Annotated in this window: 19 protein-coding genes and 1 tRNA gene; 5 read left to right on the forward strand and 15 right to left on the reverse strand. The window is 54.5% G+C overall.

The features are described from left to right. Nucleotides 1-20: 20 nt before the first annotated feature. The 7 genes from ENN66_08055 to ENN66_08085 form a co-directional block, all read right to left on the reverse strand. Entirely contained in the window at nucleotides 21-281 is a 261-nt protein-coding gene (locus ENN66_08055; protein ID HDS16543.1) for a 50S ribosomal protein L27, read from the reverse strand. A 13-nt stretch (nucleotides 282-294) separates the two neighbouring features. Beyond that, on the reverse strand, nucleotides 295-606 hold the full coding sequence (gene rplU, locus ENN66_08060; protein ID HDS16544.1) for a 50S ribosomal protein L21: 312 nt from the start codon (nucleotides 604-606) through the stop codon (nucleotides 295-297). A 125-nt stretch (nucleotides 607-731) separates the two neighbouring features. After that, nucleotides 732-1,469, reverse strand: coding sequence for a tol-pal system protein YbgF (gene ybgF / locus ENN66_08065; protein HDS16545.1), 738 nt, complete (start codon nucleotides 1,467-1,469; stop codon nucleotides 732-734). Between the two features lie 2 nt (nucleotides 1,470-1,471). Further along, the gene (gene fsa / locus ENN66_08070) at nucleotides 1,472-2,125 is read right to left on the reverse strand and encodes a fructose-6-phosphate aldolase (protein ID HDS16546.1); all 654 of its coding nucleotides are present in this window, start codon (nucleotides 2,123-2,125) and stop codon (nucleotides 1,472-1,474) included. Then, entirely contained in the window at nucleotides 2,094-2,654 is a 561-nt protein-coding gene (gene folK, locus ENN66_08075; GenBank protein ID HDS16547.1) for a 2-amino-4-hydroxy-6-hydroxymethyldihydropteridine diphosphokinase, read from the reverse strand. Before folK ends, fsa begins: the two co-directional genes overlap by 32 nt. Nucleotides 2,655-2,663: 9 nt before the next feature. Further along, nucleotides 2,664-2,885: a twin-arginine translocase TatA/TatE family subunit gene (locus ENN66_08080; protein HDS16548.1), complete on the reverse strand. Its 222-nt coding sequence runs from the start codon at nucleotides 2,883-2,885 to the stop codon at nucleotides 2,664-2,666. Nucleotides 2,886-2,974: 89 nt separating this feature from the next. Next, a tRNA-Sec gene (locus ENN66_08085) sits at nucleotides 2,975-3,072 on the reverse strand. A 251-nt stretch (nucleotides 3,073-3,323) separates the two neighbouring features. Here ENN66_08085 and yedF point away from each other — a divergent pair. From yedF to ENN66_08100, 3 genes are read left to right on the forward strand one after another with little or no spacing between them, the layout of a single operon-like run. After that, nucleotides 3,324-3,941, forward strand: coding sequence for a sulfurtransferase-like selenium metabolism protein YedF (gene yedF / locus ENN66_08090; GenBank protein HDS16549.1), 618 nt, complete (start codon nucleotides 3,324-3,326; stop codon nucleotides 3,939-3,941). After that, the gene (locus tag ENN66_08095; protein ID HDS16550.1) at nucleotides 3,938-5,089 is read left to right on the forward strand and encodes an aminotransferase class V-fold PLP-dependent enzyme; all 1,152 of its coding nucleotides are present in this window, start codon (nucleotides 3,938-3,940) and stop codon (nucleotides 5,087-5,089) included. Before yedF ends, ENN66_08095 begins: the two co-directional genes overlap by 4 nt. Beyond that, the gene (locus ENN66_08100) at nucleotides 5,086-5,373 is read left to right on the forward strand and encodes a DUF3343 domain-containing protein (GenBank protein ID HDS16551.1); all 288 of its coding nucleotides are present in this window, start codon (nucleotides 5,086-5,088) and stop codon (nucleotides 5,371-5,373) included. The genes ENN66_08095 and ENN66_08100 overlap by 4 nt, the downstream gene beginning before the upstream one ends. A gap of 24 nt (nucleotides 5,374-5,397) precedes the next feature. Here the strand turns inward: ENN66_08100 and ENN66_08105 are convergent, their stop codons facing one another. Further along, the gene (locus tag ENN66_08105) at nucleotides 5,398-6,870 is read right to left on the reverse strand and encodes a hypothetical protein (GenBank protein HDS16552.1); all 1,473 of its coding nucleotides are present in this window, start codon (nucleotides 6,868-6,870) and stop codon (nucleotides 5,398-5,400) included. Between ENN66_08105 and lon the strand changes: the two genes are divergently transcribed. Further along, the gene (lon, locus tag ENN66_08110) at nucleotides 6,859-9,396 is read left to right on the forward strand and encodes an endopeptidase La (GenBank protein ID HDS16553.1); all 2,538 of its coding nucleotides are present in this window, start codon (nucleotides 6,859-6,861) and stop codon (nucleotides 9,394-9,396) included. The two genes, ENN66_08105 and lon, sit on opposite strands and share 12 nt — an antisense overlap. 10 nt (nucleotides 9,397-9,406) lie before the next feature. Here the strand turns inward: lon and ENN66_08115 are convergent, their stop codons facing one another. The 5 genes from ENN66_08115 to ENN66_08135 form a co-directional block, all read right to left on the reverse strand. Then, nucleotides 9,407-10,966: an aminoglycoside phosphotransferase gene (locus tag ENN66_08115; protein ID HDS16554.1), complete on the reverse strand. Its 1,560-nt coding sequence runs from the start codon at nucleotides 10,964-10,966 to the stop codon at nucleotides 9,407-9,409. Between the two features lie 161 nt (nucleotides 10,967-11,127). Continuing rightward, nucleotides 11,128-11,784 carry a phosphoribosylglycinamide formyltransferase gene (locus tag ENN66_08120; GenBank protein ID HDS16555.1) on the reverse strand — a complete coding sequence of 219 codons (657 nt, stop codon included), beginning with the start codon at nucleotides 11,782-11,784 and terminating at the stop codon, nucleotides 11,128-11,130. Between the two features lie 143 nt (nucleotides 11,785-11,927). Continuing rightward, nucleotides 11,928-12,992, reverse strand: coding sequence for a phosphoribosylformylglycinamidine cyclo-ligase (locus tag ENN66_08125; GenBank protein HDS16556.1), 1,065 nt, complete (start codon nucleotides 12,990-12,992; stop codon nucleotides 11,928-11,930). 297 nt (nucleotides 12,993-13,289) lie between these two features. Continuing rightward, nucleotides 13,290-14,636 (reverse strand): 3-deoxy-D-manno-octulosonic acid transferase, encoded by a 1,347-nt coding sequence (locus ENN66_08130; GenBank protein ID HDS16557.1) that lies wholly within the window; start codon nucleotides 14,634-14,636, stop codon nucleotides 13,290-13,292. Nucleotides 14,637-14,641: 5 nt separating this feature from the next. Then, complete coding sequence (locus tag ENN66_08135) at nucleotides 14,642-15,379, reverse strand: hypothetical protein (protein HDS16558.1); 738 nt, start codon at nucleotides 15,377-15,379, stop codon at nucleotides 14,642-14,644. Between the two features lie 260 nt (nucleotides 15,380-15,639). Here ENN66_08135 and ahbD point away from each other — a divergent pair, with 260 nt between their 5' ends. Continuing rightward, nucleotides 15,640-16,734: a heme b synthase gene (gene ahbD, locus ENN66_08140; protein ID HDS16559.1), complete on the forward strand. Its 1,095-nt coding sequence runs from the start codon at nucleotides 15,640-15,642 to the stop codon at nucleotides 16,732-16,734. 23 nt (nucleotides 16,735-16,757) lie between these two features. Here ahbD and ENN66_08145 read toward each other — a convergent pair whose 3' ends face one another. Together ENN66_08145 and ENN66_08150 are read right to left on the reverse strand one after the other, a co-directional pair. Next, complete coding sequence (locus ENN66_08145) at nucleotides 16,758-19,730, reverse strand: PAS domain S-box protein (protein HDS16560.1); 2,973 nt, start codon at nucleotides 19,728-19,730, stop codon at nucleotides 16,758-16,760. Then, complete coding sequence (locus ENN66_08150) at nucleotides 19,727-20,755, reverse strand: hypothetical protein (GenBank protein HDS16561.1); 1,029 nt, start codon at nucleotides 20,753-20,755, stop codon at nucleotides 19,727-19,729. Before ENN66_08150 ends, ENN66_08145 begins: the two co-directional genes overlap by 4 nt. Between the last annotated feature and the right edge of the window lie 71 nt (nucleotides 20,756-20,826).

The raw sequence follows: 20,826 nt of genomic DNA on the forward strand, positions 1-20,826 counted from the left end.
AACTGCCTTACAGAGTCTTATCAGACGGCCACTGGATAAACGCTGACTTTTTTACGGGTTTTGTCAAGCCGCTCAAAACGAACCACGCCATCTGCCTTGGCAAACAGGGTGTCATCCTTACCGCGCCCGACATTGTTCCCGGGATGGATCTTAGTTCCCCGCTGCCGCACGAGAATATTGCCGGCGATCACCGCTTCGCCGCCGTAGCGTTTCACTCCAAGCCTTTTACCTATGCTATCGCGACCGTTACTGGTACTGCCGCCGCCTTTCTTATGAGCCATTTCAATCTCCCTGTTAAGCGCTGACCTCGGTTATCCGCAACTGGGTCAATTCCTGACGATGTCCCTGACGCTTACGGCTGCCTTTGCGACGTTTGGATTTAAACACCAGAATCTTATCTCCCCGTTTTTGGGAAACAATCTCGCCTTTGACTAGAACTCCTTCAAGCAGAGGAGTGCCAACCTTGACCTCAGAGTCATCAATCAGGCTCAAAACCTCCGCAAACTCAACCGTATCGCCAGCTTCGCCGGCAACTCTTTCGATCTCAATCAAATCCCCGGAAGCAACCCTGTATTGTTTCCCTCCGGTACGCAAAACGGCATACATTACCCGTTACTCCTCCATATATCCTGTGGCTATTAATTTATTTTCATAACCGAGATAGACTCCGGCCGAAAAATCTTAAAAAAAGGAATGCACCGTATAATCAATCAGCGGCGCTTTGTCAAGGTCTATTCAAAGTTGGCAAGAGCTTTTTTCGCCTTTGCGGCACTGCTGCTGGCGGGATATTTTTGTATGAGCGCCGCATACGTCGCCCGGGCCGCGTCGAAACCACCGATCGCCTGAAATGACATAGCGATCTTCAGAAGAGCATCCGGAACCTTGGGACTCTTCGGAAAATCGCTTTGCACCCGTTTAAATTCACTGATCGCCTGAGCATACTGGGCCAGCGAATAATAACTTTCTCCCAACCAATACCTGGCATTAGCGGCACGGGAAGAATCGGGAAAATCCCTGAGATAGGCAGCGAAAAGCTTAACCGAAGTCTCGTAGTCACCATTCCGGTATGCGGTCAGCGAATCTTCATAGAGCCGCTCATGAGCCCCGCCTGGCAACGCCGCCGAGCTCTCAAGCCGAGGTTCGACAACCTTTTCTGCCCGCTCAACAAGTTTTTCCCGAGAGCTTCGCTGTTCACGACCTTCAGTTGCCTCCTCCACCAGGACCCTGATTCTTTGATCCTGCTTTAGAAGCTGATCCCTGGCCTCATCGAAACGTCGCTGCAGGTCTTCAACCTGTTTTTGCAGCGCTTGCTGCACCATAACGGATTCCGCCAGAGTCTTTTCCAGACTCGCCACTTGATTTTTAACTTCAACGACGGCCTGACGATCATCCAACGGCACCTTGCATCCACAAAACAACAGTACCGGCAGAAGGACAAAAGCGAATATCGGCCGAAACTGTTGTTTCATGATCAGGCCCGTTGTTGCTCAAGTTTACGCCAATCCGCCAAAAACCGCTCAACTCCGATATCAGTCAGGGGGTGCTGAGCCAACTGCATGATCACCTTAAAAGGGATCGTACAGACATCGGCGCCCAGTTCGGCCGCCGCTAGAACATGCTGGGGATGTCTGATACTGGCCACAATGATCTTGGTCAGATAACCGTAATTATCATAAATCACCGCGATCTGACGAACCAGTTCCATGCCATCCGTGCCGATATCATCGAGGCGTCCGACAAAGGGACTGACGTAAGTCGCCCCGGCTTTGGCGGCCAGTAAAGCCTGCAGGGGCGAGAAGATCAGCGTGACATTCGTTTTAATGCCCAGCGCGGTAAGCTCTTTGACGGCCTTCAAACCTTCCGGCAGCATCGGTACCTTGATAACAATATTCTCGCCCAGAGCCTTCAGTTTCCGGGCCTCGGCAACCATCTCTTCAGAACGCAGGGAAATGACTTCGGCGCTGACCGGGCCCGGCACCAAAGCGGCAATTTCGCTGATCCCGGTAAAAAAATCAAACCCTTCCTTCGCAACCAGGGAAGGGTTGGTCGTCACCCCATCAACCAGGCCATAATTCATGGCCTCCCGAATTTCCTCAAGATTGGCTGTATCGATAAAAAATTCCATCTGTTACCTTTCTAACATCCGGCACCGCTGGTGCCGCCACCACCCAGCAGGCTGATGCCTCCGGATTTAATTCTCGATAAATTCGCAGTTGATCGGCAACCTTACCTATCGGGCCTGTCCATTCCGGCGCCACCTCACAAAGGGGCTCAAGCACAAAAAGACGCTGGTTGATCTCCGGGTGCGGCACCGTCAGAGAAGCTTCAACAATCTCTGCATGACCATAGAAAAGAAGATCGAGGTCGATGGTTCTCGGCCCCCAGCGCTGTTTGCGAACCCGCCCCAGAAGGTTCTCAATTTCAAGCAAACGCTCCAGCAGTGGCCGCGGTTCCAGAAAAGTCCGCAGCATCACCACGCCATTAAGAAAAGCCCCCTGTGCCAAGCAACCCACCGGGGCGCTTTCATAAAGGGAAGAAATCTTCAGGAGAGAGGTTTCCGGCAAATCAGCGAGCCTTTTCAAGGCTTGATTTATCAAACCACAGCGATCCCCGAGATTACTGCCAAAACCTACTAAGACATCAGTTGCAACCATCTATCGGCGTCAGTTATTCGATCCGGAGATCTTCTCATTCTTATCGGCGTCCTTTGACTGGTCCTTTTCCGGGGTAACATCGATCTCATCCGGTTTTTCGTGAGAAGCCTTCCTGAAATTACGAATGCCCTTTCCCAGTGCGCCACCGATTTCCGGCAGTTTCCCGGTACCGAAAATAATCAGGATTATTATCAGAATGATAACCAGCTCGGGGATTCCGATACCAAACATATGCACTCCCTGACCCGGCAGCGGCCGGGAAAAAACTTGGCTGAAGGATAAACAAAGCCACAAATCCTGCGACGTCGAACGGCAAGTTATGGCGGAAGTGTATGGGAATCGAACCCACCTTTCCGGTTATCAGCCGAAAACACTGGATTTGAAGTCCAGGCTGCCCACCAGTGACAGAGACACTTCCTCAAAAAACCTCGCCTAGAAATCGCCCCACGAGGGATGAAGGGAGCCTATAGCAATAATCTCCTGTAAAGTCAACGTCATTCAATAATTCTGCGGCAAAAGATAGCCCCGTTATCGGTCAATAATATCGACAAGGCAGAGTCGATCGATAAAAACTATTTGCCAAAGAGAGTGAAAATCGATAGAAAACATGCGATTCTTCCATCAAGAACCTGAAAAAAACAGATCTTAGGACTTAGACTGGAAATAAAAATGAACTTTCCAAACACCATCGAGCTTAACCTTAAAGGCAAAAGCTGCCCGATTCCGGTAATAGAAACCAGAAAAGCCATCCTGGGCCTGACCGATCCGGAAGCCGAGGCAATAATTTCGGTTCTTCTCGACAATTCGGCGGCGTTGGCGAATGTAAGTCGTTTCGCTGAAAGTCAGGGATTTACCGCAAGCTGTGAGAATCTGCCCGATGGCAGTTTCGCCCTGACCCTGGCCCGCGGTTTTAGCTGCGAGCTGCCGACCATCGCGCAGGCCGAACCGAAAAACAGCTACCAAATCTATATTGACAACTGCTGCATGGGCCAGGGTGAAGAGAAACTCGGCCGCCTGCTCATGAAAGCTTTCCTGAAAACCCTGCCCGAGCTCGACCGTCTTCCGGAAAGCCTGATTTTTGTCAATCGCGGCGTCTATCTGACGGTCGCCGATTCAGCGGAACTCAAAACCATCCAGGATCTTGCCGCCGCCGGATGTAAAGTCCTGGTCTGCGGCACCTGCCTTGATTTTTACAACCTCAAGGATAAACTCGCCGTCGGCCAAGTCTCGAATATGTTTGAAATAGCCGGCTTACTGTCCGGTTCCGAGCGGGTGGTCAAACTGTGATCTATCTTGATAATGCCGCCACCTCGCACCCCAAACCGGAAGGGGTGAAAGCCGCGATCTCAGACTATCTTGACAACGTCGGCGCCAGCCCAGGCCGTTCCGGACATCAGCTGGCTGCCGCCGCCGGTCGTCTCCTGTTTCAGACCCGTCGGGCGGTGGCCCGTCTTTTCAGACTCGACGATTCGGGAAACATTATTTTTACCCAGAACGCCACCGCTTCCTTGAATCTGGCCCTGTTCGGCCTGCTTCGTCCCGGCGACCGGGTTCTGACCGGCAGTCTGGAACATAACTCGGTCATGCGCCCTCTGCGCCAGCTTCAGAAAAGCCATAAAATTACCATCGACATCTTACCGGGAAACGCCGGCAGCCACTACGATCTGAATCTGCTCGAACGATGGTGCGCCACGAAAAACTACCGTCTGGCGGTGATCAATCATGCTTCCAACGTTACCGGAAGCCTGGCTCCACTCGCGCAGATGCTGCCGCTGTTCCGAAAACATGGAATCATCTCGGTAGTCGACGGCGCGCAGAGTGCCGGCGCCTGCGCGATCGATCTCCAAGCACTGGACCCTGATATTTTCTGTTTCACCGGCCATAAAAGCCTTTATGGCCCTTCGGGTACCGGAGGTTTCTACATCAGGCCGGATTGCCCGGCCACGCCCCTGATTTTCGGCGGCACCGGCAGTCGTTCGGAGAACGAAGAACAACCCGATTTCCGCCCCGACTGCTATGAAAGTGGGACCCCCAACACCATGGGACTAGCCGGATTGAAAGCCGGCATTGAATTCATTGAAAAAACCGGTCTCGCCCAGATTCAGCGCCACGAACAGAAGCTAATCGCCAGACTGGAATCCGGACTGCGGCAAATTGCGAACCTGAGTCTGCACGGACCTTTCGCGGAAGAACAACGGGTGCCCTTGTTTTCCTTTTCCATCAAAGGGCTGAGCCCCTCGGAAATAGGTTTTCGTCTGGACCGAGAATTCTCGATCCTCACCCGGGTCGGCCTGCATTGCGCCCCCCGCGCCCATCAGAGCATCGGCACCTGGCCACAAGGCGCGGTACGCCTGGCCCCGGGCTATTTCAACTGCCTGGAAGAAATGGATGCCGTGATCAACGCGGTCGCTGAAATTGCGGGAGAGAAAACTTGAATCCCGCTTCGAAGATGGATCTGCGTCTTATTTTTCACTCAATCCACAATGTTATGCTGGCCGAAGAACTGCTTTTACAGGACGGACTGGCCATCGATATGCAACCAGTACCCCGCGTCATCAGCTCCGACTGCGGCATGTGCCTGGCCGCCAGAAGCGTGGATCTGCCCAGAATCAAAGTCTGCCTGGCAAAAGCGCCGTTCACCAGCCCGATTGAAATATATCAAAGCCCCACTGCCGACGACCATCAGATACCTCGCTTCGAGCGGCTTTCAACCCTCTGATCCGCGCCTCAACAAACAGCGCATTTATTTCAACCTACGAATGTAACTGTCCTCACGCGGGCATCGTTCTTTCAAACGCAACTGAACCGCTTTTGCATCCTCCAGGCTCATCCCCCCCGGCACCATGACCCGCCACCAGAGGCCCTTGGCGCCAAGATCAACCTCCATCAGAAAAACCGTAAAACCCTTTTTCTCCAACATTTTCGCCTGGCGACCGGCCCCTTCACGGCTCGCAAAGGAACCAATATGAACAGCAAAAGAATCTGCCGCTGATTGTTCCGCGACGCTTGCCCTTTCCCCGAAGGCAGACTCGGCCGACAAAGCGACCTCAGCTTTTCGACTTTCCGGCACCATCACCGCCACGGCCTGCGGCGGACTTACAGCTGAGCTGGCGGCCGGTTCCTCAGCCGGTTTTAACCCGTCTTTAGCCGGAGACGGCGCTCCCGTCCCCGTGGAGTCGGCGGAAACGAGCGCCCGGGGCCGGGAAACCACGGAGACGGAAAGCTCCTGAGCCGGCGGCGGGGGAAGTTCGGCTTCCACTTGCGGACTCTCGACCTGATCAACAATTGCGCCCGCCTCCCTGGGCACGGCTGGATTTCTAGGCACCCCAACGCTTTTGTCTTCAGCCCCGCCATCCCCGGTTAAGCTTTTCGCGTTTTCTACCGGCTCGGCGGAAAGCCCGGAAGCCTTAGTACCCACAGGCTCGGAATTTTCCGGGCCGCTGGCCGCCACGGCCAGAGTCAGAGCCCTGGCTTCGGGCCTGGAGTTTGACACCTGCGCGGATTCCGCTTCAGGGCGTGCCCTCAAGCCGCCCTCCTTGAAACCGGTCATTTTCCCACGAAAAAAAAACCAGCCCCCGGCAACGCCAACGAAAAGTAACAGCAGCAACAAAACGTAGCCCCTGAGTCCCGAAAAACGCGCCGCAGAAGAAATGATTTTCGGCTCAGGCTTATCAGCAAAGGGTTCAACGCCGCCAAGCAAGGTTTTTGGTCGCTTTTCGGCGGCATGAAAGCCCTTGCCGGGCTCGGCAGGATCTGGCTCCTGCGCGGCAAACTCGACCAGGTTCTCTAACTCAACCCCGGACTCCGCCTTCTCCGAGGGCGACAAATCTGCGGACAACAAAAAGGTATCGGCCAGCAGGCCTTCAAGCTCCGTATCCAGATCCTTATCGGCCCACAAATCGGCCAGCTCCAGAATATCACCCTCATCCTTCTGGTTCGGCGGCGACGGTTCAAGTCCAAAATCCGCCAAACAGAAATCATCTGCCTGCGCAACTGATTTCTGGTAAAAATCAAGCCCGCCTTCTCCGGCATCCGCGCCGGCACCGCCTTCTTCCTCTGTTTGAGAGGCCGCCACCTCATTCGTCCCGGGCTGTAAAGGCCCGCCGCACACCGGACAAGTGGTCAGACTCTCATCCGCAATCGTTAATTTACATTCCCGGCAGTCCATAAACCCTCCTTGCCGTGATTCGTAAGTCTCAGCAGAATGCAACGGCATTCACCTGTAGAGCCTCTTTCATCTTATACGTTTCCCTGCCTTCCGGCAAGAAATCTTACGAAATCTATAAACTTGACAAAACTTGGCCGAAAACCTACATTCCTCCCATCAGACAACCCTTGCCAGAAGGTAGCCGTTTCCGTGAATGCTCATTCAGTACAACTTTTGCCAGACCGTCTCAATCTTCTGCTGTTACACCGCATTGTAATCTTTCCCCTGCTGTCGGTAACAATTACGGCCCAGCGCCGGGAAGATATTGAGCTGCTGCTCAAATGCCATGAACAGAATCTGCTTTTGGGGGTCGCCAATTTAATCCGCCCCGAAAGTGGCCCCCTCACTTATGACCAAATTTATCCGACAGGCACCGCCTGCCGAGTAACCCGGGCCACCAAAACCGGCGGGGGTGGTCTGGAAACGGTTCTCGAAGGAGTCTGCCGAATCTCTTTTCTGCGCCTGCTCGAGAACCAACCCCCTCTTTTAGCCCTAATCGCCGGGACCCATGAAAACCTGCAAAGCAACGACAGTCTGGCCCGGATGCTCATGGAAAGCTGCGCCGCCTTGCTGCGCTCCTGCTGTGCGGCGGGCCAACCTTTGCCGGAAGCGGCCTTGAACCTGATGGACCGCATCAACCATCCCGGACACCTGGCCGATCTCATCGTCATCTATCTGCAACCCGATTTTCCTCTTCAACAACAAGCCCTTGCCCTGATCAACCCCGGCGATCGCCTTAAACTGGTACACCAACTGCTTTACGACAGACGGGCAAAGCTGGAACAGAGTTCCCGCTCCCCCGAAAATCTCGCCCCGCGCCCCTGGCCCAAAATAGCCTCCGGCATAACCCGCCCGGATAACGACAACGAAGAACTCGCCGAACTCAAGAACAAGATCGAGTCTTTGAACCTCGATCCGCAGACACAGCGAAATCTCAACAAAGAACTGCAGCGCCTTGAACGCATGAATCCGAGTTCTCCCGATTTCCAGGGAATCCTTGCCTACCTTGAATATCTGGCCGAACTCCCCTGGCTCGACGAGGACCAGGATAATCTTGATCTCAATCAGGCCGAAAAGATTCTCGACGAAGACCATTTCGGCCTGGAAAAGGTCAAGGAGAGAATTCTTGAACATCTGGCTGTACGCCAGCTCAACCGCGCCATGAAAGGGCCGATCATCTGCCTGCTGGGTCCTCCCGGAGTGGGAAAAACCTCGCTTGGCAAATCAATCGCCCGCGCCATGGGCCGCAAGTTCATCCGCGTCTCCCTGGGCGGGGTTCATGATGAAGCCGAGATCAGAGGACATCGCCGCACCTATCTAGGGGCCATGCCCGGGAAAATCATTCAGGAGATTAAACGCGCCCAGAGCCGCCGCCCGGTCTTCATGCTGGACGAAATCGACAAACTCGGCCGCGATTTCCGGGGGGACCCGGCCTCGGCCCTGCTCGAGGTCATGGATCCGGAGCAAAACAACAATTTTGTCGACCACTATATCAACCTGCCCTTTGATCTGAGCCAGACCATGTTTATCGCCACCGCTAATCAGAGCGACCAGATCCCCGCTCCGCTGCTTGATCGAATGGAGATCATCACCCTGCCCGGCTACAGCGAGGAGGAAAAGAAGATCATCGCCTGCCGCTACCTGCTCGACCGCCAGGCTATCAATCATGGTCTGCAGGAAAATAAAATAGCCTTGACTGACGAAGCCCTTGATACGATCATCGACCACTACACCCGCGAATCCGGAGTCCGTAATCTGGAAAAAATGATCGGCCGAATCATGCGCAAATGCGCCCGGGCCAAAGTCGCCGGCCACCCCGTACCCAAAACGATTACCGAACGCTCCCTTGCGGATTTTCTGGGGCCGGCTCGATACCGCAAAGACACGGCCGCAGCCCGCAGCCGTGTCGGCATCGTCACCGGTCTGGCCTGGACTTCGACCGGAGGAGACATCCTGTTTATCGAAGCAGCTTTAATGGAAAGCAAAAAAGAAGGCAACCTGACCTTGACGGGTTCACTGGGCGAAGTCATGAAAGAATCAGCCCTGACCGCCTTAAGTTACCTCCGCAGCCTAAGTCCGGAGTATGGACTCGAAGCGGACTTTTTTGATCGGCACCTGGTTCATATTCATATTCCTTCGGGCTCGATTCCGAAAGATGGACCTTCGGCCGGACTCGCGATTTTCCTGACCCTGCTTTCTCTGGCCAGCGGCCGCAACGCCGAGCACCGCCTGGCGGTCACGGGCGAAATCTCCCTTTCCGGCCGCGTCCTGCCGGTCGGCGGCGTCAAGGAAAAGGTGCTTGCCGCCCGCCGGGCCGGTCTGAAGAAAATCATCCTGCCTTGGGGAAACCTCAAGGATCTCGAAGATCTGCCGGCAGCCGCCAGAAATCAGATGACTTTCTACGGCATCACTCAAATCAACGAGGCGGTGCCTTTGGTAATCCCATCCTTAAGTTCCGTCATGAAAAAACAGGCCCTGAGGGGCGACTGGGCACCCCCCCACGAAGCTTTTCGAAAACCTTCGGCCCCGTTTTGAGAACGATAAATCAACGCGCTCTGGAAACCAAGTAAATCTGTTCCAGCAGATCCTGGCGGGTATCGATTTCAACCCAACTCATCGCGTCCAGCTCCTCCGGCAGCGGGGGCTCGAAGCGCTGTTGCCGGGCAATCTCAAGACCGGCGTCAGAGACATCGATGCCGGTCTTGGCCCGGTGACGAAGGTTTCTTTCAAGCAATGGCCATGGGGCGCGGCAAACCAGCAACCGCAGCGGCACCCCGGCGCTACGAGCCACCTCCCGGAACAGAAATCGTTCTTCGATTTTAAGGTTGGCGGCATCAATAATTATCGACGCCCCGCGGGAAACCGTTGCCGCCGCTTCTTCAACCAGTTTACGATAAGTCAGTTGCGTCGCCTTGGGACTGTAAATGCCACAGCCGAACGGCGCCGCCGCCGACTTCCCAAGCACGCCATGCAGCTCTTTACGCACGAGATCGGAACGTAGGCAGCGGATTCCCCACAAGCCACTCAAAGCCCGGGCCAGATAACTCTTACCACTACCGCTGACTCCGGCCAACAAGGTAATTCCGGCCGGGGCCGGTGTGGCATAAATTGCAGCCAAGCGAAAATAACGCGCCGCCCGCTGACAGCTCCGCTCCTGGGCAGACCTGTCCAGATTGGGATCGGCGCTGAGAAAACTCAGCACCTTACCCCGCACATAAGCCCGGTAACATTTGTAAAAAAGCAGCAGTTCCGGCTCAAAAAGAGAACCCAGGCGTTGCCGACATTGCTCGATAAAATCCGCGGCCAGATCAAAACGGTTATTTTCTTCCAGATCCATGGCCAGAAAAGCCAGGTCATTAACCACATCCAGACGACGAAAACGCTGGTTAAATTCAATACAGTCATAAACCAGCGGCGCCCCGGGTACCAGGCAGACATGCTCCATATGAAGGTCACCGTGGCCCTCACGCACAGCTCCCTCGCGCACCCGGCGCACAAAGAGTTTACCGGCGCGATCCAGAAAATCACGGCTAAATTCCGTGATTTTTTTGAAATCCTGGGCCGTTATGGTAGCATCAATAAATTTTTCGGTCTGGGTGAAATTTTCTTCAACATCGAACCGAACCTTTTCCCGTCCGCCAAAACGCCCGTCCGTAAAAATTCTGGCCTGGCCATAAAAGCCAGCCAGCAACTGCACCAATTCCGCCAACCGTTCGGGACAAAGCTCATCGGCCGCCAAAAGTCGGCGCATCAAAAATTGTTCTGGTAGACGGCGCATGACCACAGCATAATCAACAACCCGGCCCTCGCCACCGAAGGAATACAGACCCTCGCGTTGCGTCACGGTTTCAACCCGCAGATAGTAGTCGCGAGCCAGCCTGCGATTAAGCCGCAGTTCTTCATGACAGTAGCGCCGGCGCTTGGCCAGAGTGGAAAAATCGAGGAAACCGAAATCGACCGGTTTTTTGACCTTGTAAACATACTCTCCCGCCAGAAAAACCCATGAGGCATGGGTCTGCACCAATTCAACCTTATCAGGGACAGGACGGTAAATCTCGCGGCGCTGAAGATCTCTGATCATGGCCGAGGTTTGACTGTTATCCATGCGCTGTTGATCCTTAAATTCAGGGGCGGCCGTTTAAAGGAGTCGCCTGGGAGGGATTTTGCCAGAAGGCTTTATATTTATTACGGAAAGAGCCTATTACGGAAAGAGCCGTTTTTTGCGCAAGTGCAGCTTCGCTTCACTCGGGAAACCTGACGCCAGACTCACTCAACGGGGCCGGAAATCAAAAAAATATCCTCTTGCGCGACATCATCATGCCCGCGGATAAAAACCCGACGTTCCCTGACCTCCAGCCGACCGGCACAGTACAAGGCCAGGGCCCGGGGAAAGATTCTATGTTCACAGCGCAGAATTCTGGCGGCCAGGGTTTGTTCGCTATCGGCAGACAGCACCGGCACCACCGCCTGCATGATAATCGGCCCGTGATCCACCTCTTCGTCAACGAAGTGAACTGTACAGCCCGCCAGTTTTACCCCATAAGCCAAAGCCTGGGCCTGCCCATGGGTGCCCGGGAAAGCGGGCAGCAGGGCCGGATGGATATTGATTACCCGCTGGGCAAAAGCTTTGAGAAAAGCTTTCCCCAGAACCCGCATGAAACCCGCGAGCACCACGAGTTCGACGCGGTGCTCAAGCAGGATCCGTACCAATTCCAGATCAAAATGACTGCGCTCGGCGAAAGCATCATGCCGAACCACCCTGGTATTGATTCCGTGATTGGCGGCCCGACTCAGACCATAAGCATCTTCCACATTACTGACCACCAGAACGATTTCACCAGCAATGTTACCTGCTTCCACCGCATCAATAATTGACTGCAGGTTGCTGCCGCTGCCGGAAATCAACACACCGATCCTTACCATCGTCTTACATTTTCTCCGGAATATAAATCATCTGATTGCAAAAAGCCGGCACGCCGAAAACTAAGATTTCAACGACCAGCCCCGCTTTGAGCACAGCCCTGCGCCCGGGCGCAGGGCAACAGTCTCAGGCCCTTCAACAAAAATCATTTAGGAGGCTTGAAAAAAACAATAGGCTCGGCTTCAGGTTCGCGCTTGCCGATTTCCCCAATCAAAAAGGCTTTCTCTCCAAGACCGTTGAGGCGCTCGAGAATAGCTTCGACCTCTTCTGCGGCAACGATCAAAACCATGCCGATACCGCAGTTAAAAGTGGTCAACATCTCTCTTTCCGTCACCCGGCCGAGACGAGCAATCAGCTCAAAGATCGGCAAGCTCGGCCACGAATCCACTTCAATGCGCACCTGACAACGATCCGGCACGACCCGCACGATATTCTCCTGCAGACCACCTCCGGTAATGTGAGCCACCCCTCGAAGACGAAAATCCCGTTGCAAATTAAGAATCGTCCGGACATAGATCCGGGTCGGACGCAACAGTTCCTCACCCAGGCTCAGCTCCAGTTCCGGCAGCTTAAGATCAAGACCAAATCCACCTTCCTCAAGCAGCACCCGCCGGGCCAGAGAATAACCATTACTGTGTAAGCCGGACGACGCCAGGCCGATAATCCGGTCGCCGACCTTGATCTCGGAACCATCGATCAAATTCGACTTATCAACAATGCCGACACCAAAACCGGCCAGGTCATAATCATCCCCCTGGTAGAATCCCGGCATTTCAGCACTTTCGCCCCCGATCAGAGAACAACCGGCTTCTTTGCAACCACGGGCGATACCGGCAATAATGGCCGTTGCCCGCTCAACCTGAAGCCGGCCGGTCGCCAGGTAATCGAGAAAAAACAAAGGCTCCGCGCCTTGCACGACGATGTCATTGACGACCATCGCCACCAGATCAATGCCGATAGTATCATGCTTATCGGCAAGAAAAGCCAGTTTCAGCTTCGTCCCAACCCCGTCCGTGGAAGAAACCAAAACCGGATCCCGGTACTTATCGGCATGCAGGGAAAACAAGGCTCCGAAGCCACCGATATCGGCTAAAACCTCGGGACGAAAAGTCTCCTTGACCAGAGGTGCGATATTCTTTACCAGACAATTGCCGGCTTCAATATCAACCCCGGCATCCTTATAGGTCAATCCCTTATCTGCTTGTTTCAAGGCAAGAATCCTTTCTTCTTGACGAACCCAGTCCTCAATCAGAATAATCTTTTGAGGACTGTAAAATATTGAGTAACCGTGATTTCAAACCAACCACCGTGACAAATCCGTAATCCTCAAGGTAACCGAAAAACAGAATGAGGCCGCAACGATCCCCGATTCGAGACGCACCCGACCTGACAAAAATGAGGCGTACATAAGAAAGAACTACGCCGCAAAGCCTCAAACCGCCGCACGACGAAAAAACTGGAAACCTTAATCAAGTTTCTTGATTGTAGCTAATGAGAAAAGCAAAAGTCAAACCTTATCTTGATTCTGTGCCGCCGGATTCCCGCAAAGTGCGTCAAGACAGTCCAGCGTCCGCCGCAGCGCCCCTCGGTGGCGTTCCAAGGTGGCGGCAGCCCGTTTCCCTTCCCGTTCAGCCAGATCCGGCACCGACAGCAGGCGGCCAAACAGGGCCATGAGATCAGCGCCATTGTGCACCGGCAGGCCACCACCCTGTTCATCCAGAAAACTGAAGCCATCCCTGAAATTCGCGACCTCCATGCCATGCACGACGGCCTTCGCGTAAACCGCGGCTTCCAAGGGATTATGCCCGCCGACCCCGCGAACCAGAGTACCACCAAGCACCGCAAAGCGGGCAAGACTGTAAAATGTTTTAAGATCGCCCAGGGTGTCAAGCAGAAGAACCGACGGTACCCGGGGCAGCAGCACTTCGGCCTGACTGTCACGAAATTCCGAAAACCGCAGAAAATTGAGTTTTCGGATCTGAAGCAGTTCCGCCACCGCGGCAAAACGCTGCGGGTGACGGGGAACCAGAACCAGACATGAAGACGGAACTTGGTTTTCCTCTCCCTTCCGCACGCAACAGGCTTCCCAAGCATCAAGAATCAGGTCTTCCTCGCCGGGGTGAGTTGAACCGGCCACCACCAAAGCGACCTCCCGACCAAAGATCCGCTTGAGGTTAAGTTCGGCATTGAAGCCTGAGTCAGGGCTGATGTCAAATTTGAGATTACCGCTCAGAACCACCTGGGCCGCCGCCGCTCCCAGTTCTAAAAAACGTTGTCCGGAAATCCGGTCCTGAACCACAAACAAAGACGGAGTCTGAAACATGACCCGCGTAAAGAAACCAAAGCGCCGGTAATTCCTGTAACTTTTTTTCGACAGGCGCGCATTGACCAGGGCAAGCCGGACCCCGCTTCGCCGAACCCGGTGTAAAAGATTAGGCCAGAGCTCAGTTTCGGCAAAGATCAGACACGACGGTTGAAAGCAACGCCAGAAACGGGACCAGAGAAAAGGCAGATCAAGCGGCATCAAAAGAACCTCCAGCTCCGGAAAAAGCCTTTGCGCCGTCCGCCGGCCAGTCAGGGTCATGGTCGTCAGCAAAAGATTATCCTGGGGATGCCGCTGCCGCCAGGCGCGAATCAGAGGTTCAAGCATCTGCACCTCGCCGATCGAGGCGCCATGCAACCAGATCAGACGACAATCTGCCCGCAGCCGCCGGCCGCTTTTTCCCCTCCAGCCCCAACCCAGGCGCTCGCCCAATCCATCCAGGTTGCCCTGGCGCCGCAGCAAATACCACAAAAAAACAGGGAAAAGCAGGGGCAGAAGGGCCGCCAAAAACATATTATAGAAGAAGTACAACAATTTCAGCCCCCCCCTAAACGACGTTTCAGACCGGCATTCAAGCTCAGATCCCGTTCCACCGCGGACAGATCCTCCGGGGTCCCCAGATCCCGCCAGTAATAACGGGTTCCGCAGTCAACGCGATAACCCATCAGGTCGCGGCGGCCGGAGGCGAGCAGACGTCGGTAAAAAGAGATCAGAGAAAACGCCGAGCCAGCCTTTTCCCGAACCAGCAGATCGAGAAGCAGCGGAGAGCAGATCTGAATTCCAGTATAAGCCAGGACGGTTTCGGCGCCGGAATTTGCAGAGCAACCAAACCCCAGAAGGCGCGACTGGGTATCAATCTCGACCTGATTGTAGCGCGGGCAGTCATGCAGCAACATGGTTACCAGGGCCCGCCGGCGCAAATGTTGAGCCAGCGCCCCGACAAGCTCGATATCACTGAGAACATCGGCATTCATCGTCACGAAAAACGGCCCTTTAAGATACGGGGCGGCATTGAGCAGGGCGCCACCGGTATCGAGAAGGCGTGATTCATGGAGAAAAATCACCCGCCGTAGTCCATAGGCTGAAGTCAGCAAAAAAGCTTCCAATTCCCGGGCGCGGTAATGACCATTAACCACCAAGGTCGCCGGCTGCAGCGCCCGCATCCGGCGCAAATTAAAGGCCAGCATCGGCAAACCGGCGACCGGCACCAGAGGTTTTGGCAGTCGGTCGGTCAAAGGCCGCAACCGGGTACCAAAACCAGCGGCCAGAATCATCGCTTTCCAGCCCGGATAAAAAAGTTTCCCTTTCTCCACTGCGTATATAACCCGAGAACAGCCTTTGATTTGGAAGATGGTCCGCAAAGGCCGCCTTTTACCCTAACAACGACAAAAGAACCACATTTTTCTTGCTATCAAAGCAGCTTCTGGTTTATGTTGACATCTTCATGGCGATCAGCTCCGGAAGCGTTTCCGACGGCGCCCGAAAATGAACCATAAGACGGGAAAAACCCAAAAAAACAAGAAGGTTATAAACAATGTACCCGAATCAGGAAAAGTCCTCTCCCCCCTCCGGCCCTGGTCATGCCGCTCCCGAATTACGCCTGATCGCCTGGGAAACCACGAGAAGCTGCAATCTCTCCTGTATCCATTGTCGCGCGGCCGCCGAAAAGGGGCCTTATCCCAATGAGCTTGACACGACTCAAGCCTTGGCTTTTCTTGACTCCGTCGCCGCCTTCAGCAAACCGGTCATCATTCTGACCGGGGGCGAACCCCTGCTGCGCGAGGATATTTACGAATTGGCGGCTTACGGCACCAAGCGCGGCCTGCGCATGGTCATGGCGACCAACGGAACCCTCGTCAACCGGGAAAGCATCAGAAAAATGCTTGCCAGCGGCATTCAGAGAATCAGCGTCAGCCTGGACGGGGCCAACGCCACCACCCATGATAATTTTCGCAAGGTCGACGGTTCCTTCGCCAACGCCTTGAAAGCGCTCGATTTTGCTCGTGAAGCCGGCCTCGAATTTCAGGTCAACACCACGATCACCAAGCTGAACCTCGCCGAGATTCCCGCGATCCTTGACCTCACGGTTAAACTGGGAGCCGTGGCGCATCATATTTTCCTGCTCGTTCCCACCGGTCGCGGCAAGGAACTCGAAGAACAGGAAATTCCGGCTTCGGAGTATGAAAAGACCCTGAACTGGTTCTATGACCAGAGGGACAAGGTTCCGCTGCAGCTCAAAGCTACCTGCGCTCCGCATTATCTGCGCATTCTGAGACAGCGCAGCAAAGCCGAAGGGAAGAAGGTAACCTTCCAGACCCACGGTCTGGACGCGGTCACCCGCGGCTGTCTGGGAGGCATCGGTTTTTGTTTCGTTTCCCATATCGGCGACGTGCAGCCCTGCGGCTACCTTGAGGCAAAGGCCGGCAATATCATCGAAACCGGTTTCCAGGATATCTGGGAAAACTCCCCGGTCTTTACCCGTTTGCGTGACTACGATGCCCTGGAAGGCAAATGCGGCATCTGCGAATACAAAAAGGTCTGCGGCGGCTGCCGGGCCCGCGCCTTTGCGGCTACCGGAAATTTTATGGCCGAAGAGCCCTATTGTGTCTACGAGCCCAGGAAAGCCTGACGCCAAAAAGGGCCGGGTAAAATTCAATCCGCCAGCATGGACCGCAGAGCTTCCACCCGATACGGTTTGGCCAGCATGCCGTCAAAACCATAGGCCCTGAAATCGGCCATGACCGGGTCCTGACAATAGCCGCTCGAGACAATGACTTTAACCTGCGGGTCCAGCTCCCGGAGCCGCTTGACCGCTTCGCGGCCGCCCATGCCCCCAGGAATCGAGAGGTCCATCAGTACCGCCGTAAACTTCTCTCCGGGAGCCAGCTTACGGTAAACCTTAAGTAAGGACTCGCCATCGGGTACCGTAACCGCATCATAACCCAACAACTCCAGCATGCCACTGACGACCTCTCGAATCGCCGCCTCATCATCCATGACCAACACCCGACCACGGATGACCGCCGGAGTTGTTTTTTCAGGCAGACTCAGACTGACCGCTGAATTTTTCTTTTCCGGTAAATCCGATGAAGGCAGATAAAAAATAAACGTCGTACCCACCCCGACCTGAGATTCAACCTTCAGAATACCGCCATGTTTAGCGATGATTGAGTAGCAGGTCGCCAGACCCAGACCACCACCGCCTTCCTTGGTCGCAAAATAAGGGGCGAAAATATTCGGCACCAGCTCAGGGTCAATACCACAACCCTGATCGCCGACCGCCACTTCGATGTAGCGTCCGGGCGACAGACCCGCAGGCGGCGTGGCAAAGAACTCCGTATTGCTCAATTTTATACGGATAAGCCCCTGGTCCCCCTGCGCCTGCCTGGCATTGGTGATCAGGTTATAAATCACCTGGCCGATCTGACCGCTGTCAATCTCGACCTCCCAGAGAGCAGAAGGAACCTCATATTCAACCTGCACCTGAGAACCATGCAGAATAGATTCCACCGCTTCTTTGACCAACCGAGTCAGATCGACCGCCGTCTTAACCGGCATCCCGCCGCTGGCAAAGGTCAACAGCTGGCGAGCCAGGGCTTCCGCCGAAGCGATAGCCCTTTCCGCCTCTTCCAGATGTTTTTCGACCTTCGCGAAACCCAGACCATATGACATCCTGATCAGATCCAGCCGGCCCTGCAAGGCCATTAACAAATTATTGAAGTCATGCGCGATACCTCCCGCAAGCACCCCTACGGCCTCAAGTTTTTCCCGGCGGAAACGCTCCTGCTGTAATTTCTTTTCATCCCTGATATCTCGAAAAACCAGCACCACCCCCAGCCGATTTCCCGACTGGCCAAGAATCGGTGCGGCGCGTTCAGCAACAGCGATTTTCTCACCGGAACGCGCTACCAGCTGGGTTCGAGCCGACAAGTCAACCTCGTGATTTCCAGACAAAACCTGGAGTACCGGACAAGGCCGCGGCAATTGACTGTCTTCGTCCATGATCTGAAAAACCGCCCCCACCAGAAGCCCCGCCGCTTCCGTCTGTCTCCAGCCGGTCAGTTTTTCGGCAACCGGATTGAGCAGCGTGATCCGCCCGGCGTTATCACTGGTGATGACGCCATCCCCGATACTTCGCAAAGTCACGGCCAGATACTCTCTTTCCACCGCCAAAAATTCCTCGGCCAGCCTGCGGGCGGTAACATCGCGATTACTGCCGCGCACTCCGAGGGCTTTGCCGCCGGGCTCACTTACCAATTGGCAGATATGGTTCAACCAGCGCACCGAACCGTCCCGGTGACGAATGCGAAATTCTATCGGCTTAATCGCGCCGTCTCCCATAACTTCATGCCGATGCTCAAGAAAAACACCGAGATCTTCCGCGAGAATCAGTTCATTCATGAAATGAGGGTTGGTATAAAAGCGCTCCGGCCCATAGCCGGTCACGCGCTTACAGGAAGGGGAAACATAAATGAACTTCCCTTCGGGATCACGCCAACACTCCATGTCATACGCGTAATCGGCAATGATGCGATACCGGCTCTCACTTTCCCGAAGATTATTTTCCGCCGCCGTCCGCAGCTCGCGATCCTTTTTTAACGCGGTCACCATTTGATTAAAACAAAGAGCGAAGGCCCCGATTTCATCGGCGGGAAAGTCGTCGTCAAGCGGCTCCAGAACCCCCCCGCGAATCTTCTCACTGGCCCGGTACAGCTTTTCTATGGGCTTGGTCATGGACCGGGAAAGATACCAGCTGCCCAACATGATCAAAGCCAGAGTCAGGCAAAAGATGCCAAAAAATGTACCCCGCAAGGCATGCGTCAAAGCATAGGCCTGGGCCTCCGGAATCTCACTCACCACGATCAGAGGCAGCCCCTCAATCCTTGCGGCCACTCCGAGAACCATTTTGCGACCAAAATTGATGTATCTACTCATAGCCAGGGAAGCGCCGCCCATGACTTCGGCAACCGGCGCGAATTGCTCAGCCCGACTTCCTTTCAGAACATGAGTGATATCGGCATGAGCCACCACCTCGCCCTCCAGATTGACAAGAAAAAGCTCGTTGTCGCCCTGGTTTTGGCGGGGAAAGGAAAGAAACAGCTTTTTCAGGGCAAGCTCCGCGAAAAGATAACCCTGCCGGCGACCGCTGCTCGGGGAGAAGATCGGATACAGGGAAACCAGCTGAGGCTCCAAACGCCATTGACTGAAAAATAATTTTTTCCCCTCGGGAAAAGCGGCCTGAAAAGCCGACAGAGGAGAAGGTTCTCCCGGACGAAGATAACCGTGACGGGTCAGAGCCTCGACCACACGATTAGCTGAATCGACAACCGCCAGTTTGTGAATTGCCGGGTGCTGATGGTAGGCCCGCGCCAAAAGCTTACCATTATCGCGGGAAAACAGATACTGACCGGCGCAAAAGGTCAGACTGCGATTGATTTCCTCAAGATACCAGCCCAGTTCTTTCCCCGCCGCTTCAGCGCGAAGCCGGCTGACCCGTCCGACCTCGGTTTCCAAATGCTCCTGCAGACTGAGATAGAAGATTCCTGTCCCCAACAGAATCGGCAGGGTCGCCACCAGTAGAAAACCAAAGAAAAATTTTTGGTAAAGCGAGAACTTGACCTTCATCGCAGAACCTCATCCGCCTGCAGGAGAATCTCCTCGTTGACCGCAAGCCCCAAAGCCTGAAGCTCCCGAAGGGAAACCACCAGTTTGACCCGATCCGGGTTCTGCACCGGGATTTCACCCGGAGCGCCCCCTTGCAAGATATAATCAACCATGATCGCGGCCTGTTGTCCCACCCCGTAAAAATCGGGGCTGTAGCCCATGACTCCACCAATCTCCAGCAACATATTATCGACCACCATCAAAGGAATCCGCCGACGCCGGGAAAAATCCAGGAGTTCCTTGAAAAAAGCAACTCCAAGGGCATCGGGCAACATAAAGATGCCTTCCGTGGTCTGCACCGCCGAACCGCGAAAAGCCTCATGCAATTCCTGTAGATTGTGAACCGGGCAAGCCACCAGCTCAATCCGACAATCAAGCGCGGCCTGACGAAAATCCTCATCATGAAAAGAAGTCAGCGAGATTTCTTCGTCGGCATCGTAGAAAATCGCTACCCGCCGCAAAGAGGGAAAGGCTTTTTTGAAAAACAGCAAACGCTGGGGAAGCAGTTCCAGCGAAAGATGACTGACCCCGGTCAGGTTGGAAGCGGGGCGCCGCAGATCGGCGACCGCCCCGGAACCCACGGGATCGGCAACCGCCGTAAAAACTACCGGTTTTTCTGAACCGGCGGATTTGAGATAGCTTTTCACCCCCATGGTCACCGAGGTGGTCACTGTATAGATAAGATCGCAATCCCCCTGCAGAACTTCGTCCAGCACCAGGGCCAGCCGGCGCATATCATGATCCAGGCTGTAAACCTTAAAATTAATATTTAAGCCGGATTGGTACCCCAACGCCTTCAGGCCATCCCGTAACCCATCATATGCTTTCAGAAAAGCCGGAGCAAAAGCCAGCACCGCAATCCGCTTGCCGCTCTCTTTGGCAAAAGACCGTTCCTTCAGACAAACAAGGAACCAGGAAAGGAATACCAGGAGGATGATCAAAAACAGGCGCGCGCAAACTCCAGGTCTTGAAATTAAACTCCGCATGTCTTCAACCTCATGCTAACCACCTATTTTACCAACTAGGTATGACCTAGCAATTTTACGAACTTTTTGCA

Source organism: Pseudomonadota bacterium (assembly GCA_011049115.1).
In the GTDB taxonomy this organism is placed as follows: domain Bacteria; phylum Desulfobacterota; class Anaeroferrophillalia; order Anaeroferrophillales; family Tharpellaceae; genus DSCM01.